Raw genomic sequence first — 18227 nt, 5'->3', positions numbered from 1 at the left:
CCGTTCCGGGGAGGGCCAGCGGGGTGGCCATGGTCAGCTCCCGCAGCCGGGAGAGGCCCACCTCGTCGCCGGCCCGCACCGCCAGCTCGACCAGGGCGGTGCCCGGCACCAGCGTCAGCCCGGCGACCGTGTGGTCGGCCAGCCACGGGTGCGTGGCCAGGGAGAGCCGGCCCGTCAGCACCATCTCGTCGTCACCGGCCAGGTCCACCGTCGCGCCGAGCAGCGGGTGCCCGGTGCGGCCGAGCCCGGCCCCGGACACGTCGCCCGTACGCGCCCGGCCGGCGGTGGGCCAGTAGCGCTGGTGCTGGAAGGCGTACGTGGGCAGGTCGACGCGGCGCGCGCCGGTGTCGGCGAACCACGACTGCCAGGTCACCGGCACGCCGTGCACGTGCAGCTCCGCCATGGCGTGCAGCAGCGCGTGCGCCTCCGGACGGTCCCGGCGCTGCACCGCGACGGCCAGCACGGCCTCGTCGCCGGGCAGCACGTCGGCGGCCATCGCGGTCAGGACGCTCTCCGGCCCGACCTCCAGGAACGTGTCCACCCCCGCCTCGCGCAGGGCGGTGATCCCGTCGGCGAAGCGCACGGCGTCGCGGACGTGCCGCACCCAGTAGTCGGCCGTGCGGATCTCGTCGCCGGCCAGGGTCCCGGTCACGTTCGACACGACCGGCAGCAGCGGCGTGGCAAAGGTGAGGCCGTGCAGGACCGTGCGGAACTCGTCGAGCATCGGCTCCATCAGCGGGCTGTGGAACGCGTGGCTCACCGTCAGGCGGCGAGTGCGCACGCCCCGGTCGCGCCAGTACCGCTCCACCTCGTCGAGGGCCTCGACGGCACCGGACACCACCACTGCGGTGGGTCCGTTGACCGCAGCGACGCCCACCCGGTCGGTGAGCCCGGCGATCGACTCGACCACTGCGGCCCCGTCGGCCGCCACGGCCAGCATGCCGCCGCCCGTGGGCAGCGCCTGCATCAACCGACCCCGCGCGGCCACGAGGGCGCACGCGTCGGCCAGGGACAGCACCCCGGCCACGTACGCGGCCGTCACCTCACCGATCGAGTGACCAGCCAGCATGTCCGGCACGATCCCGAACGACTCCACCAGACGGAACAACGCCACCTCGACCGCGAACAACCCGGCCTGCGTGAACACCGTCTGATCCAACAACTCCGCCTCGGCGGTGCCCGCCTCGGCGAACAGCACCTCCCGCAACGGACGCGGCAGCAACGGATCGAGGTGTCCGCACACCTCGTCCAGCGCGGCGGCGAACACCGGGAACCCGGCCGACAGCTCCCGGCCCATCCCGGCGCGCTGCGCGCCCTGGCCCGAGAAGAGCAGCGCGAGCCGGCCGCGCTGGCCGGTGGCGCCGGAGACGACCGTACCGGTGGGGTCGCCGTCGGCGAGGGCGGTCAACGCCGCGACCAGGTCGTCCCGGTCGGCGGCGGTGACGACCGCCCGGTGTTCCAGCGCGGGCCGGGTGGTGACGGAGGACCAGGCCACGTCCAGCGGACGCGGGGCCTCCTCGACGGTCAGCCAGCGCGCCCACCGGCCCGCCTGCGCCGACAGCGCGGCGGCGTCGCGGGCCGACAGCAGCACCGGCACGACCGGCGGCAGGTCGCGGGCGACGATCTCGCCCTCGATCGTCTCAGCCGGCGGCTGCTCGATGATCACGTGCGCGTTCGTGCCGGAGATCCCGAACGACGACACCGCCGCCCGACGCGGCCGGTCCACCGCCGGCCACGGAGTGGGCTCGGTCGCGAGGGCCACCGCCCCGGCCGACCAGTCCACATGCGGCGACGGCTCGTCCACATGCAACGTCGCCGGCACCAGACCGTGCCGCATCGCCAACACCATCTTGATCACACCAGCCACACCCGCAGCCGCCTGCGTGTGCCCGATGTTCGACTTCACCGACCCCAGCAACAACGGCCGATCCTGCGGACGCTCCTGCCCGTACGTCGCCAGCAGAGCCTGCGCCTCGATCGGATCACCCAGCGTCGTACCCGTACCGTGCGCCTCCACGGCATCCACGTCCGCCGGGGACAGGCGCGCGTTCGCCAGCGCCTGCCGGATCACCCGCTGCTGCGACGGACCGTTCGGCGCCGTCAGCCCGTTCGACGCACCGTCCTGGTTCACGGCCGTGCCACGTACCACCGCCAGCACGCGGTGCCCGTTGCGCCGCGCGTCCGACAGCCGCTCCACGAGCAGCACGCCGACGCCCTCGGACCAGCCGGTGCCGTCGGCCGAGGCGGCGAACGACTTGCACCGGCCGTCCTGCGACAGGCCGCGCTGCCGGGAGAACTCGATGAACGTCCCCGGCGTCGCCATCACCGTCACACCACCGGCCAACGCCAGATCACACTCACCCGAGCGCAACGCCTGCGCGGCAAGGTGCAGCGCGACGAGGCTGGAAGAACAAGCGGTGTCGACGGTGACCGCCGGGCCCTCCAGCCCGAAGGTGTAGGCGACCCGACCGGACAGCACGCTGCCCGACGTGCCCGTGCCGACGAAGCCCTCGGCGTCCGGCGGCAGGTCCATCAGGCGGGAGGCGTAGTCGTGGTACATGACACCGGCGAAGACACCCGTCCGGCTGCCCCGCAACCGCTGCGGGTCCAGCCCCGCCGACTCGAACGACTCCCACGACGCCTCCAGCAGCAACCGCTGCTGCGGATCCATCGCCAGAGCCTCACGCGGCGAGATCCCGAAGAAGCCCGGGTCGAACTCGGCAGCCCCGTACAGGAAACCACCATGGCGCGTGTACGACGTACCGCTGTGCTCCGGGTCCGGGTCGAACAGGCTCTCCAGGTCCCAGCCGCGATCGGTGGGGAACTCCGAGATCCCGTCGCCGCCGCCGGCCAGCAACGCCCACAGCTGGTCCGGACCATCGACGCCACCGGGGTAGCGGCAGGCCATGCCCACGATCGCGATCGGCTCGTCGGTGCCGGCGGTGAGTACCGCCGTCTGGCGGGCGGTGATCTGCCCGGAGACCTGCTCGTGCAGGTGGTCGGCGAGCACGGCCGGGGTCGGGTAGTCGAAGACCAGCGTCGAGGCCAGCCGCAGCCCGGTGGCCGCGTTCACGCGGTTGCGCAGGTCGACGGCGGTCAGCGAGTCGAAGCCCAACTCCCGGAACGCCCGGTCCGCCGGCACGGCTTCCGCACCACCGTGCCCCAGCACGTGCGCGACCAGACCCCGTACCAGCACGTCGATCTGGGCGCGCGCCTCGTCGGGCGCCAGGCCCGCGAGCTGGTTGGCCCAGTCGCCGCTCCGCGCGGCCCGTCGCCGGGCCGCCGTCGACCCGATCAGGGTACGCAGCACGGCCGGCACCGGGCCGGCGCCGAGCGCTGCGCGCATCGCCGGTACGTCGATCACGGCCGGCACCAACGCCGGCCGCTCCGCCACCAGGGCGGCGTCGAACAGCTCCAACCCGGTCTCGGCGCTCATCGGCGTCAGACCCGCCCGCGCGGACCGCGCCCGGTCCGCCTCGTCGATCGAGGCGGCCATGCCTGCCGTGTCCCACATCCCCCACGCCAGACTCACCGCCGGCAACCCGAGCTGCCGCCGGTGGACCGCAAGCCCGTCCAGGAACGCGTTACCCGCCGCATACGCCGACTGACCCGGCGAGCCGAGCACACCAGCAACCGACGAGAACACCACGAACAAGTCGAGATCCAGACCCGCCGTCGCCTCGTGCAGGAACCAACCCGCCGACACCTTCGGCGCCAACACCCCCGCCAACCGCTCCGCCGTCAGCCCCTCCACCACACCGTCATCCAACACACCAGCCGTGTGCACCACACCCGCCAGCCGACCCCCGGCAACGATTTCCGCCACCAGCGCGGACACCTGGTCCCGGTCCGTCACGTCACAGGCAACGACCCGCACGGACGCACCCAACGCCGACAACCGCTCCGACAACTCACCCGCACCGGCGGCCTCCGGGCCGCGCCGCGACACCAGCACGAGAGACCGCACGCCGTGCACCGACACCAGGTGCTCCGCCACCAGCGCACCGAGCGCACCCGTACCGCCGGTGACCAGCACCGCACCGTCACCCACGACCGGCGTCTCCACCGACGCCGCAGCGACCGCGCGCACCAGACGCGGCACGAACACCGCGCCCGAGCGCACCGCGACCTGACCGCCGTGCGTCGACGGCTCGTCGGCCACCGTGGTCAGCACACCCAGCAGCCCGGCATCCACGTCACCGTCCACGTCCGCCAGCACGATGCGACCCGGGTGCTCCGACTGCGCCGACCGCAGCAGACCCCACACCGCCGTACCGGCCAGGTCCGACATCCGGTCGTCCGCCGCCACCGACACCGCACCCCGCGTCATCACCACGAGCCGCGACTCCGCCAGCGCATCGGCTGCCAGCCAGGACCGGACGGTCGCCAGCACCTCCGAGGTCGCCGCGCGTACCGCGTCGGGGACGGCCGTCTCCGGCCCGTCGAGCGGCAGCAGCAGCGCCCTCGGTGCGACCGTCCGGCCGGCGTCGACCGCCGCGACGAGCGCCTCGACGTCGCCGTACGCCGGCAGGTCGGCGGTTGCCGGCGAGCCGACCAGCGCCCACCCGGAGAGGTCCCCGGTGGCGGCGATCTCCTCGGCCTGCCAGGTGAGTTCGAACATCGCGCGGGCCGCCGCGCCCGCCGCGGTCACGCCGGTCAGCTCGCGCAGGGCGAGGGTGTCGACCGAGACCACGGCCGCGCCCGACTCGTCGCACGCGACCAGCCGCACCGCCGAGCCCGTACGCGACAGCCGCACCCGCAGCACCCGCGCGCCCGAGGCATACACCTGCACACCCTCGAACGCGAACGGCACCCGAGGCCCACCCGACCCCTCGGTGCCGGGCAGCAACCCGATCGGATGCAGCGCGGCGTCCAGCAGCGCCGGGTGCACACCGAAGCGCGCCGCCTCCGTCGCCACCTCGTCCGGCAACGCCACCTCGGCGAACACCTCGTCGCCGCCCGTCCACACCCGGCGCAGCCCCCGGAACACCGGCCCGTACGAAAGGCCGTGCTCCGCCAGCGTCGGGTACCAGCCCGCCACGTCCACCTCGGACGCGCCGACCGGCGGCCACTCCCCCAGGCTCGGCTCGCCGGCCGACGTCGGCTCCAGCACGCCCTCCGCATGCCGCACCCAGTCGGCCTCCGGATCACCCTCGGACTGCGAGTGCACCGCCACGACCCGGACGCCGGACTCATCGGCCGCACCGACGCGCACCTGCACCCGCACCGCGCCGGCCTCCGGCAGCACCAGCGGCGCGGCCACGGTCAGCTCCCGCACCCGCGACGCGCCCACCTCGTCGCCCGCCCGGACCGCCAACTCCACCAGAGCGGCACCGGGAACGACCACCACACCGGACACGACGTGGTCCGCGAGCCACACGTGCGTCGACACCGACAACCGGCCCGTCAGCACCACCATGTCCACACCGGCCACGGAGACCGCCGCGCCGAGCAGCGGGTGCCCGGCCACGCCGAGGCCCGCCCCGGACACGTCGGCGGCACGCGCCTGGCCCGCGCCGAGCCAGTACCGCTGGTGCTGGAAGGCGTACGTCGGCAGGTCGACCCGGGCGGCGCCGGCGTCGGTGAACCACTGCGTCCAGGTCACCGGGACGCCGTGGACGTGCAGGTCGGCGAGGGCGTGCAGGAGTGCCTGCGGGGCGGGCCGGTCCCGGCGCTGGACGGCCACCGCGAGCGCGTCCTCGGCGAGCAGGTCGGCGTTCATCGCGGTCAGGACGCTCTGCGGGCCGACCTCCAGGAAGGTGTCGACCCCGGTGGCCCGCAGGGCGGCGATGCCGTCGGCGTAGCGGACGGCCTCCCGCACGTGCCGCACCCAGTACTCGGCGCGGGTGATCTCCTGCGGGTCGGCGAGCGCGCCGGTCAGGTTCGACACCACCGGCAGCAGCGGCGCCCGGAACGTCAGCCCCGCCAGGACGGCGCGGAACTCGTCGAGCATCGGCTCCATCAGCGGACTGTGGAACGCGTGGCTCACCGTCAGCCAGCGCGTACGCACACCCCGCTCCCGCCAGACCCGCTCCACCTCGTCGAGAGCCTCGACGGCACCCGACACCACCACTGCGGCCGGACCGTTGACCGCCGCGATACCCAGCCGATCGGTCATCCCGGCGAGAGACTCCGCCACCGCAGCCTCGTCAGCGGCCACGGCCAGCATGCCGCCGCCCGTGGGCAACGCCTGCATCAACCGACCCCGCGCGGCCACGAGAGCGCACGCGTCGGCCAGAGACAACACCCCGGCCACGTACGCCGCCGTCACCTCACCGATCGAGTGACCAGCCACCACGTCCGGCACGACCCCGAACGACTCCACCAGACGGAACAACGCCACCTCGACCGCGAACAACCCGGCCTGCGTGAACACCGTCTGATCCAGCAACCCCGCCTCGGCCGTGCCCGACGACGCGAACAGCACCTCCCGCAACGGACGCGGCAACAACGGATCGAGCTGCTCACACACCTCGTCCAGCGCGGTCGCGAACACCGGGAACCCGGCGTACAACTCCCGGCCCATCCCGGCGCGCTGCGCGCCCTGGCCGGAGAAGAGCACGGCCAGCTGCGTACGCGCCGCGCCCGTGCCGGTGACCACGGTGGCGGCCGGCTCACCGTCGGCGAGGGCGCGCAGCCCGGCCAGCAGTTCGTCCCTGTCCGTCGCGGTGACCACCGCGCGGTGCTCCATGACGGCCCGGCTGACGGTCGACGACCAGCCGACGTCGAGGGGGCGCAGTTCCTCGTCGCCGGCGATCCAGCGGGCCCAGCGCTCCGCCTGGGCCGCGACGGCGGCCTCGGAGCGGGCCGACAGCAGCACCGGCGACGGCAGCTGCCCGGCGGTGGGCGTCGGCGCGCCCTCGCCCCGGGTCGGCTCCGCCTCGGCGGGCGGCTGCTCGATGATCACATGCGCGTTCGTGCCGCTGACGCCGAACGACGAGATCGCGGCGCGACGGGGCCGGCCCGCCGCAGGCCAGTCGCGGGCCTCGGTGAGCAGGGAGACCGCCCCGGCGCTCCACTCGATGTGCGGGGACGGCTCGTCGACGTGCAGCGTCGACGGCAGCACGCCGTGCCGCATCGCCATGATCATCTTGATGATGCCGGCTGCCCCGGCGGCGGCCTGGGTGTGGCCGATGTTCGACTTGACCGAGCCCAGCCAGAGCGGCCGGTCGGCGGGCCGGTCCTGCCCGTACGTGGCCAGCAGGGCCTGCGCCTCGATCGGGTCGCCCAGGGTCGTGCCGGTGCCGTGCGCCTCGACGGCGTCCACGTCGGCGGCGGTGAGCCGCGCGTTGGCCAGCGCCTGACGGATCACGCGCTGCTGCGACGGGCCGTTCGGGGCGGTCAGACCGTTCGACGCGCCGTCCTGGTTGACGGCAGTGCCACGCACGACCGCCAGCACGCGGTGCCCGTTGCGCTGCGCGTCCGACAGGCGCTCCACCAGGAGCACGCCCACGCCCTCGGACCAGCCCGTGCCGTCCGCCGACGCCGCAAAGGACTTGCACCGGCCGTCGGCCGACAGGCCACGCTGCCGGGAGAACTCGATGAACGTCCCCGGCGTCGCCATCACCGTCACGCCGCCGGCCAGGGCGAGGTCGCACTCGCCGCCGCGCAGCGCCTGCACCGCCAGGTGCAGCGCGACCAGCGACGACGAACACGCGGTGTCCACGGTCACCGCCGGGCCTTCGAGCCCGAACGTGTACGCCACCCGGCCGGACAGCACGCTGCCGGAGGTGCCGGTGCCGAGGTAGCCGCCCACGCCCTCGGGCAGGTCCTGCACGCCGGAGGCGTAGTCGTGGTACATCAGGCCGGCGAAGACGCCGGTCCGGCTGCCGCGCAGCCGCGACGGGTCGAGGCCGGCCGACTCGAACGTCTCCCAGGACGCCTCCAGCAGCAGCCGCTGCTGCGGGTCCATGGCGATCGCCTCGCGCGGCGAGATGCCGAAGAAGTCCGGGTCGAACTCGGCGGCCCCGTACAGGAAGCCACCGTGGCGGGTGTACGACGTCCCGGGGTTGTCCGGGTCGGGGTGGAAGAGCCGGTCGAGGTCCCAGCCCCGGTCGGTGGGGAACTCGCCGATGCCGTCGGCGCCGGCGGCGACCAGGTCCCACAGCTGCTGCGGGTTCGTCACGCCACCCGGGTAGCGGCACGCCATGCCCACGATGGCGATCGGCTCGTCGACGGTTGTCGCCCGCACGGCCTGCTGCTGCGCGGCGACCTGGCCGGACAGCTGCTCGTAGAGGTGCTCCGACAGGGCACCGGGGGTCGGGTAGTCGAAGACGAGTGTCGACGTGAGCCGCAGCCCGCTCGCGCTGTTGATCCGGTTGCGCAGCTCGACGGCGGTCAGCGAGTCGAAGCCCAGCTCCCGGAACGCCCGGTCCGCCGGCACCGCCTCGGCGCCGCCGTGGCCGAGGACCTGCGCGATCATTCCGCGCACCAGCAGCGCCACCTGCGTACGCGCCTCCTGCGGGTCGAGGCCGGCCAGCCGGTCGGCCCACGCGCCGGTGCCGGAGCGGCGGCGCTTCGCGGCCGGTCCGACCAGGCCCCGCAGCATCACCGGCACCCGGCCGGCGGCGGTCTGCGCCCGCATGGCGGGCAGGTCGACCACGGCCGGCACCAGGGCCGCGCCGCCGTGGGTCAGGGCGGCGTCCCACAGCCCGAGCCCGACGGGGGCGGTCATCGGGACCAGGCCGGCCCGGGTCACCCGGGCCCGGTCGGCGTCGTTGATCGACGCCGCCATGCCGTCGGTGTCCCACATGCCCCAGGCGAGGCTGACGGCGGGCAGCCCGCGCTGCGCCCGCAGCAGGGCGAGGGCGTCCAGGAAGGCGTTGCCGGCCGCGTACGCGGCCTGGCCGGGAGAGCCGAGCACTCCGGCGACGGAGGAGAAGAGCACGAAGAGGTCGAGGTCCAGCTCGGCGGTCGCCTCGTGCAGCCACCAGCCCGCCGTGACCTTCGGGGCAAGCACGTCCGCCAGCCGGTCGGCGGTGATCCCGCTGACGATGCCGTCGTCGAGGACGCCGGCGGTGTGGACCACCCCGGCCAGGCGGTCGTCGGCGGTGATGGACCGGACCAGCTCGCCGACGCGCTCGCGGTCGGTGACGTCGGTGGCGACCACCCGGGCGGTCGCGCCCAGCGCGGCCAGCCGCCGCACCAGTTCGTCGGCGCCGGGGGCAGCCGGCCCCTGCCGGGACACCAGCACCAGCGAACGCACGCCGTACGCGGTGACGAGGTGTTCGGACACCAGGGCGCCCAGCGATCCGGTGCCGCCGGTCACCAGGACGGTTCCCCCGCCGAGGGCCTCCGGGGTGCGCGCGGCGCCCGTGGCGCGGACCAGCCGCGGCAGGTACGCCGTGCCCGACCGCACCGCGACCTGCCCGCCGAGGGCGGGGCCGTCGGCGACGGCGGCGAGCAGGGCCAGCAGGTCGGCGTCCAGGTCGGTGCCGGGTTCCAGGTCGGCCAGCACGATCCGGCCGGGGTGCTCCGACTGGGCCGAGCGCAGCAGGCCCCAGACCGCCGCCCCCGCCAGGTCGGTGACGCGGTCGTCGGCGCCGGTAGCCACCGCGCCGCGGGTCACGACGACCAGCCGCGAGTCCGCCAGCGGCCCGGCCGCCAGCCACGCCTGCACCACGCCGAGGACGTCCGCCGTGACGGAGCGCACCGCGTCGGGCACGTCCGCGCCGGAAGGCGCCGGGGTGACGGGCAGCAGCAGCGCCGCCGGGGCGGTGCCGTCCGTCGCCACCGTGGTCAGATCGGCGACGCCGGCGTACGCCGGAAGCTGCGGGGCGCCGTCGAGCGGACGCCCACCGAGCACGACCCAGCCGTACGTGCCGTCGGGCGCGGCGATCTGCTCCGGCTGCCAGGAGACCTCGAACAGGGATCGGTACGCCTCGTCCGGCGCGGCCGCCAGGCCGGTCATCTCGCGCAGCGTCAGCGAGTCCACCGACACCACGGGCACGCCCGTGGTGTCGGTGGCTACCAGCCGCACCGAGCTGCCGGAGGCGGTGAGGCGGACCCGGAGCGTCCGGGCGCCGACGGCGTGAACCTGCACCCCCTCGAACGCGAACGGCACCCGGGGACCGCCGCCCGCCTCGTCGGCGGGCAGCAGCCCGACAGGGTGCAGGGCGGCGTCCAGCAGCGCCGGGTGCACCCCGAAGCCCGCCGGATCACCGGCGAACTCGTCGGCGAGGGCGACCTCGGCGAACACCTCGCCGTCGGCGGTCCACGCCCGGCGCAGGCCCCGGAAGACCGGCCCGTACGCGAGCCCGTGCTCAGCGACCGTCGCGTACCAGCCGATGACGTCCACCTCGGACGCGCCGGGTGGCGGCCACGCGCCAAGGGTGGGCTCGTCGACAGTGGGGGCGTCGACGAGGCCGTCGGCGTGCCGGGTCCACCCCGACTCGGGGTCGTCCTCGGACTGCGAGTGCACGGTCACCGACCGGCTGCCGGTGCCGTCGACGGGACCGACCCGGACCTGCACCCGTACCCCGCCGCCGGTGGCGGGCAGCACGAGCGGGGCGAGGACTGTCAGCTCACGGACACGGGAGGCACCGACCTCGTCGCCCGCCCGGACGACGAGGTCCACCAGGGCGGTGCCCGGCACGACCACGGCGCCGGAGACGACGTGGTCGGCGAGCCACGGGTGCGTCGACACCGACAGCCGGCCGGTCAGCACCACCATGTCCTCGCCGGCGACCGACACCGCCGCGCCGAGCAGCGGGTGTCGCGCCACGCCGAGGCCGGCCCCGGAGACGTCGGCCGACTGGCCGGCCGGCGGCAGCCAGTACCGCTCCCGCTGGAAGGCGTACGTGGGCAGGTCCACCCGCCGCGCGCCGGTCTCGGCGAACCACGACTGCCAGGTCACCGGCACGCCGTGCACGTGCAACTCGGCCAGGGCGTGCAGCAACGCCTGCGCGTCCGAACGGTCACGGCGCTGCACAGCCACCGCCAGCACGGCCTCGTCATCGGCGAGCAGGTCGGCGTTCATAGCGGTCAGGACGCTCTGCGGGCCGACCTCCAGGAACGTATCCACACCGGCAGCCCGCAGGGCGGCGACCCCGTCGGCGTACCGCACAGCCTCGCGCACGTGCCGCACCCAATACTCCGGCGTGCAGATCTCGTCACCGGCCAGGGCACCGGTCACGTTCGACACGACCGGCAACAACGGCGCCGCAAACGCCAACCCACCCAGAACCGTACGGAACTCATCGAGCATCGGCGCCATCAACGGGCTGTGGAACGCGTGGCTGACGGTGAGCCGGCGGGTACGCACCCCCCGATCCCGCCAGGCCCGCTCCACCTCGGCCAGGGCCTCGACGGCACCCGACACCACCACTGCGGCAGGCCCGTTGACCGCCGCGATACCGACCCGATCGGTCAGCCCTGCGACCGACTCCGCCACGGCCGCCTCATCAGCGGCTACGGCCAGCATCCCGCCACCGGTCGGCAGCGCCTGCATCAACCGACCCCGCGCCGCCACAAGCTCACACGCATCCGCCAGGGACAACACACCCGCGACATGCGCCGCCGTCACCTCACCGATCGAGTGACCGGCCACCACGTCGGGAACAATCCCGAACGACTCCACGAGGCGGAACAGCGCCACCTCGACCGCGAACAACCCGGCCTGCGTGAACACGGTCTGGTCCAGCAGCTCCGCCTCGGAGGTGCCCGCCTCGGCGAACAGCACCTCCCGCAGCGGGCGCGGCAGCAGCGGGTCGAGGTGTCCGCACACCTCGTCCAGCGCGGCGGCGAACACCGGGAAGACCCCGTACAACTCCCGGCCCATCCCGGCACGCTGCGCACCCTGACCGGAGAACAACAGCGCCAGCTGGCCGCGCTGGCCGCCCGGGCCGGTGAGGACGCCGGCCGAGAGCTCGCCCGCCGACACGGCTTCGAGGCCCGCCAGCAGTTCGTCCCGGCTCGCCCCGGACACGACGGCCCGGTGCTCCAGTACGGAGCGCGACGCCACCGAGGACCACGCCACGTCGAGCGGGCGCGGGGCCTCGGTGCCGCCGAGCCATTGCGCCCAGCGGCCGGCCTGCGCCGACAGCCCGGCGGCGTCGCGGGCCGACAGCAGCAGCGGCAGCACCGCCGGCACCCGGGACGGCTCGTCACCGGTGACCGGCTCGTCGCCGTCGGCCGGCTCGTCCGCGTCGGTCGGCGCGGACGGCTGCTCCAGGATCAGGTGCACGTTCGTACCGCTGATGCCGAACGACGACACGGCGGCCCGGCGCGGCCGGTCCACCGCCGGCCAGGGGCGCGCCTCGGTGAGCAGGGAGACCGCGCCGGAGGACCAGTCCACGTGGGGGGTCGGCTCGTCGAGGTGCAGGGTCCGCGGGAGCAGGCCGTACCGCATCGCCTGCACCATCTTGATCATGCCGGCGACGCCGGCCGCGGACTGACTGTGACCGATGTTCGACTTGATCGAGCCGAGCAGCAGCGGCCGGTCGGCGGGGCGGCCCTGGCCGTAGGTGGCCAGCAGGGCCTGCGCCTCGATGGGGTCGCCGAGGACGGTGCCGGTGCCGTGCGCCTCGACGGCGTCCACGTCGGCCGTGGTCAGCCGGGCGTTTGCGAGGGCCTGCCGGATCACCCGCTGCTGGGCGGGGCCGTTGGGGGCGGTGAGGCCGTTGGACGCGCCGTCCTGGTTGACGGCGCTGCCGGCGAGCACGGCGAGCACCTGGCGGCCCTGCCGCCGGGCGTCGGAGAGCCGCTGGACCAGCAGCACGCCGACGCCCTCCGACCAGCCGGTGCCGTCGGCGTCGGCGGCGAAGGACTTGCAGCGACCGTCCGGGGCGAGGCCGCCCTGGCGGGAGAACTCGACGAAGGCACCGGGGGTCACCATGACGGTGACGCCGCCGGCCAGCGCCATGTCGCACTCGCCGCCGCGCAGCGCCTGAGCGGCCAGGTGCACAGCCACGAGGGAGGACGAGCAGGCGGTGTCGACCGTCACCGCCGGGCCCTCCAGCCCGAAGGTGTACGACACGCGGCCGGAGATGACGCTGTGCGCGCCGCCGGTGAGCTGGTAGCCGGCCAGCTCGGCCGGTGTGTCGGTGGTGCCGTAGCCCGACGGGGAGGCGCCGACGAAGACGCCGGTACGGCTGCCGCGCAGCTCGTCCGGGTCGATGCCGGCCTGCTCCATGGCCTCCCAGGACGCCTCCAGCAGCAGGCGCTGCTGCGGGTCCATGGCGACGGCCTCGCGCGGCGAGATGCCGAAGAAGCCCGGGTCGAAGGTGGTGGCGCCGTCGACGAAGCCGCCCTCGCGGGTGTGCGAGACGGGTTGCCCGTCGGCGTCGACGGCCAGCAGCCGGCCCATGTCCCAGTGCCGGTCGTCGGGGAAGCCGCTGATGCCGTCGCGCCCGGTGGCGACCAGGTCCCACAGGTCGTCCGGGTTGGCCACGCCGCCCGGATAGCGGCAGCTCATACCGACGATGACGATCGGGTCGCCGTCCACCGGCCCGGCGGGGCCCCAGGCGGTCACGGTCTCGACCTCGTGCAGGCGCAGCGTCACCGACAGGTGGTCGGCGAGGGCAGCCGGGTTCGGGTAGTCGAAGACCAGGGTGGTGGGCAGGGTGAGGCCGGTGGCGGCACCGAGCCGGTTGCGCAGCTCGACGGCGGTCAGCGAGTCGAAGCCGAGTTCCTTGAACGCCCGGCCGGCCTTGACCAGGTCCGTGCCGGAGTGGCCGAGCACGGCGGCGGTGTGCGTGCGTACGAGGTCGGTCAGGTGGCGGTCCTGCTCGGCGCGGGGCAGCGTCAGCAGGTGCTGGCGCAGCCCGCCGCCGGCGGTGTCCTCCGGCTCGGCGTCGACCACGCGCAGGGCGTCGCGCGCCTCGGCGACGTCGTCGAGCAGGGGGCGGGCGCGGGCGGCGGCGAACGCCGGGGTGAACAGGGACCAGTCGACGTCCGCCACGGTCACCGACGGCACGGCCCGGCCGACGGCGCTGCGCAGCGCGTACACGGCCTGGGCCGGGGACATCGGGCTGAGGCCGCGGCGGGCCAGCAGTTCCTGACCCTCGCCGCTGGCCATGCCGCCCTCGGCCCAGGGGCCCCAGGCCACGGCGGTGGCGGCCAGGCCGCGGGCGCGGCGCCGCTCGGCGAGGGCGTCGAGGAAGGCGTTGCCGGCGGCGTACGCGGCCTGTCCGCCGCTGCCCCAGATGCCGGCGATGGAGGAGAACAGCACGAACGCGTCGAGCGGCCGGTCGCCCAGCAGCTCGTCCAGGTGCACGGCGCCGGCGATCTTGCCGTCGAGCACCCCGGCCAGCCCGGCGAGGTCGGTGTCGACCAGCATGGTCAGCTGGCCCACCCCGGCGGCGTGTACCACCGCGGTCAGCGGCGCCGGGTCGGCGTCGACGTCGCGCAGCAGCGCCTCGACGCGGGCGCGGTCGGCCATGTCGGCGGCGACCAGGGTCACCCGGGCGCCGAGCCCGGTCAGTTCGTCGCGCAGCTCGGCCGCCCCGGGGGCGTGCTCGCCGCGGCGGCTGGTCAGCACGAGGTGCTCGGCCCCGTTGGCCGCCGCCCAGCGGGCCACGTGCGCGCCCAGCGCGCCGGTGCCGCCGGTGACGAGGACGGTGCCGGACGGCTGCCAGCGGTCGACGGCGCCGACGGCCGCCGGCGTGGCACGCACCAGTCGCCGTACGAAGACGCCGGAGGGTCGTACGGCCACCTGGTCCTCGGGGCCACCGCCGGTGAGGACGCCCACCGCGTGGTCCCAGTCGCCGCGCCCGGGCGCGTCCGGCAGGTCGACCAGGCCGCCCCAGAGCTGCGGGTGTTCCAGCCCGGCGACCCGGGCCAGGCCCCACAGTCCGCCCTGGGCGACGCTGCGCACCGGGTCGGTGTCGCCGGTGCCGACCGCGCCCCGCGTGAGCATCCACAGTGGTGCCGTGACGTCGGCGGCGTGCAGGGCCTGCACCAGCGTCATCGTGGCGGCCGTGCCGAGCGGCACCGCCGGCCGGCCGGGGTGAGGCCGCTCCAGCAGGCCCAGCAGGGAGACGATCCCGGTGAACGGGGCGTTCTGTACGGCCTGGGCCACCCGCGACGTCACCTGGTCGCGCTCGGCGAGCGGGTCCACCGCCAGCCGGGACACCTCGCCGCCGGCGGCGCTCAGCGCCCCCGCGAGCGCCCCGGCCCACTCGGTCGTGGCGGCGTCGTCGGCGGGCTCCACGAGCAGCCACCGGCCCGACGGGGTGACCGGTGCGGGGGCGGCGGTCCGCTTCCACACCACCCGGTACGACCAGCCGTCGACGACGGCGTCCCGCAGCCGCGCCCTGCGCCAGGACGACAGCACCGGCAGGGCCGGGGCGAGCACGTCCAGGGCCGCGCCGTCGACGCCGATCTGCGCCGCGAGCGCCGCCACGTCGGAGCGCTCGACGGCCGACCAGAACTCGACGTCCACCACGTCCGGGCTGACCGGGCCGGTGGCCGAGGCCGGCATCTGCTCGGGCCAGTAGCGCTGCCGCTGGAACGCGTATGTGGGCAGGGCGACCGGGGTCGCTCCGGTGCCGGCGTAGAGGGCCGCCCAGTCGACGGGTGTTCCGTTGACGTGCAGTTCGGACAGGGCGGCGAGCAGGGCCCGCGACTCGGGGCGGTCGGCGCGCAGGGCGGGTACGGCGACGACCGGGGTGTCGTCGTCGACGTCCGCCGGCTCCCGCCCGCTCAGCACGTCCCGGGTCATGGCGGTCAGGACGCTGCGCGGGCCGATCTCCAGGAACGTGTCCACCCCGGCGGCGCGCAGCGCGGCGACCCCGTCGGCGAAACGCACAGCCTCCCGGACGTGCCGCACCCAGTAGTCGGGACTACGGATCTCGTCGACGTCGGCCAGCGCACCAGTCACGTTCGACACGACCGGCAACCCCGGCGCCTCGAACGTCAACCCGTCCAGGACCACCCGGAACTCGTCCAGCATCGGCTCCATCAACGGACTGTGGAACGCATGACTCACCGACAACCGGCGCGTACGCACACCCCGCCCACGCCAGACCCGCTCCACCTCGTCGAGCGCCTCCACCGCACCGGAGAGCACCACCGACGTCGGCCCGTTGACCGCCGCGACCCCCACACCGGTCAAGCCGTCCAGCGTCGCCAGCACATCGGCCTCGGCCGCCGCGACGGCCAGCATCCCACCACCGGCCGGCAACGCCTGCATCAACCGGCCCCGCGCCGCCACCAACACACACGCATCCGCCAGCGACAACACCCCCGCCACATGCGCGGCCGTGACCTCGCCGATCGAATGACCGCCGACCAGGTCGGGGGCGACGCCGAAGGACCCGACGAGCCGGAACAGCGCCACCTCGACCGCGAACAGACCGGCCTGCGTGAACACCGTCCGGTCCAGCAGCTCCGCCTCGGCGGAACCCTCGGGTGCGAACAGCACCTCCTTGAGCGGGCGCGGCAGCAGCGCGTCGAGCTGTGCGCACACCTCGTCCAGCGCGGCGGCGAAGACCGGGAACTCCGCGTACAACTCCCGGCCCATGCCGGCGCGCTGCGCGCCCTGACCCGAGAAGAGCACCGCGAGCGGACCCCGGTCGGCGGCCTGCCCGGCGACCAGCGCGCCGGACGGCTGGCCGGCGGCGAGGGCGCGCAGCCCGGCCAGCAGCTCCTCGCGGTCGGTGGCGGTGAGCACCGCGCGGTGTTCCAGCGCGGAGCGCGACACGACCGACGACCAGCCGACGTCCACGGTGCGGAGGGCCTCGTCGTCCTCCAGCCACCGGGTCCAGCGGCCCGCCTGCGCGCCGAGCGCGGCCTCGGAGCGGGCGGAGAGCAGCACGGGCACCGCCGGCAGGGCGCTTGTGGGTGCCGGTCCGGCGTCGGCGGGCTCGACGGCATCCGGCGTCGGTGGCTCCTCGATGATGGTGTGCGCGTTCGTGCCGGAGATGCCGAACGACGACACGGCCGCCCGGCGGGGACGGTCGGTCGCCGGCCACGGCGTCGCCTCCGTCACCAGCGACACCTCGCCGGCCGACCAGTCCACCTTCGGCGTCGGCTCGTCGACGTGCAGGGTGGACGGCACCAGCCCGTGCCGCATCGCCATCACCATCTTGATCACACCGGCCACGCCCGCGGCGGACTGACTGTGACCGATGTTCGACTTGATCGAGCCGAGCAGCAACGGCCGGTCGGCGGGGCGGTCCCGCCCGTACGTGGCCAGCAGGGCCTGCGCCTCGATCGGATCGCCGAGGACGGTGCCGGTGCCGTGCGCCTCGACGGCGTCCACGTCGGCCGTGGTCAGCCGGGCGTTTGCGAGGGCCTGCCGGATCACCCGCTGCTGGGCGGGGCCGTTGGGGGCGGTGAGGCCGTTGGACGCGCCGTCCTGGTTGACGGCGCTGCCCCGGATCACGGCGAGGATCGGGTGTCCCTTGCGCTGCGCGTCCGACAGCCGCTCCACCAGCAGGATGCCGACGCCCTCGGACCAGCCCGTGCCGTCGGCGGCGGCGGCGAACGACTTGCAGCGGCCGTCGGGGGCGAGCCCTCGCTGCCGGGAGAAACCCACGAACGGGCCGGGGGTGGCCATGACGCACACGCCGCCGGCCAGGGCCAGGTCGAAGTCGCCCTGCCGCAGCGCCTGGCACGCCAGGTGCAGGGCGACCAGCGACGACGAGCAGGCGGTGTCGACGGTGACCGCGGGGCCCTCCAGGCCGAGGGCGTACGCAATCCGGCCGGAGACGACGCTGGTGGCCGTACCGGTCAGCAGGTAGCCCTCGTCGGCGCCCTCGGCCTCGCTCTGCGGGCCCATGCCGTAGCCGTTGGCGGCGGTGCCGACGAAGACGCCGACCTTCTGCCCCCGCATCGAGGCGGGTGCGATGCCGGCGTGCTCGAACGCCTCCCACGACGTCTCCAGCAGCAGCCGCTGCTGGGGGTCCATCGCCACGGCCTCGCGGGGCGAGATGCCGAAGAACCCGGCGTCGAAGTCGGCCGCGTCGTAGAGGAAGCCGCCCTCGCGGGTCGTGGAGCGGCCGGCGCGGTCGGCGTCCGGGTCGTACAGGTTGTCCAGGTCCCAGCCCCGGTCCGTCGGGAAGCCGCCGATCGCGTCGCTGCCGGAGGCCACCAGGTCCCAGAGCTGCTCGGGGCTGGCGACGCCGCCCGGGTAGCGGCAGGACATCGCGACGATCGCGATCGGCTCCCGGGCGGCGGCGGTCAGCTGCTGGTTGAGCTGGCGGAGGCGGCCCGTCTCCTTGAGCGACGCGCGAAGCGCCTCGACGACCTTGTCTGCGGACGTAGACATCATGAGCTCCGTACTG

Annotated in this window: 1 protein-coding gene (running past one end of the window); it reads right to left on the bottom strand. The window is 75.0% G+C overall.

Annotated features, from left to right (window positions below):
- Positions 1 to 18211: the 5' portion of a type I polyketide synthase gene (locus tag FB454_RS30330; protein ID WP_145823992.1), read on the bottom strand. Its footprint begins 11600 nt before the window's first position; only the first 18211 of its 29811 coding nucleotides appear in the window; its start codon is at positions 18209 to 18211; its stop codon lies beyond the left edge, outside the window.
- Positions 18212 to 18227: the final 16 nt, after the last annotated feature.

This window comes from Micromonospora sp. CNZ297 (assembly GCF_007827625.1).
The sequence above is the reverse complement of the archived record's forward strand: the minus strand, read 5'-3'. Positions and strand labels throughout refer to the sequence as shown.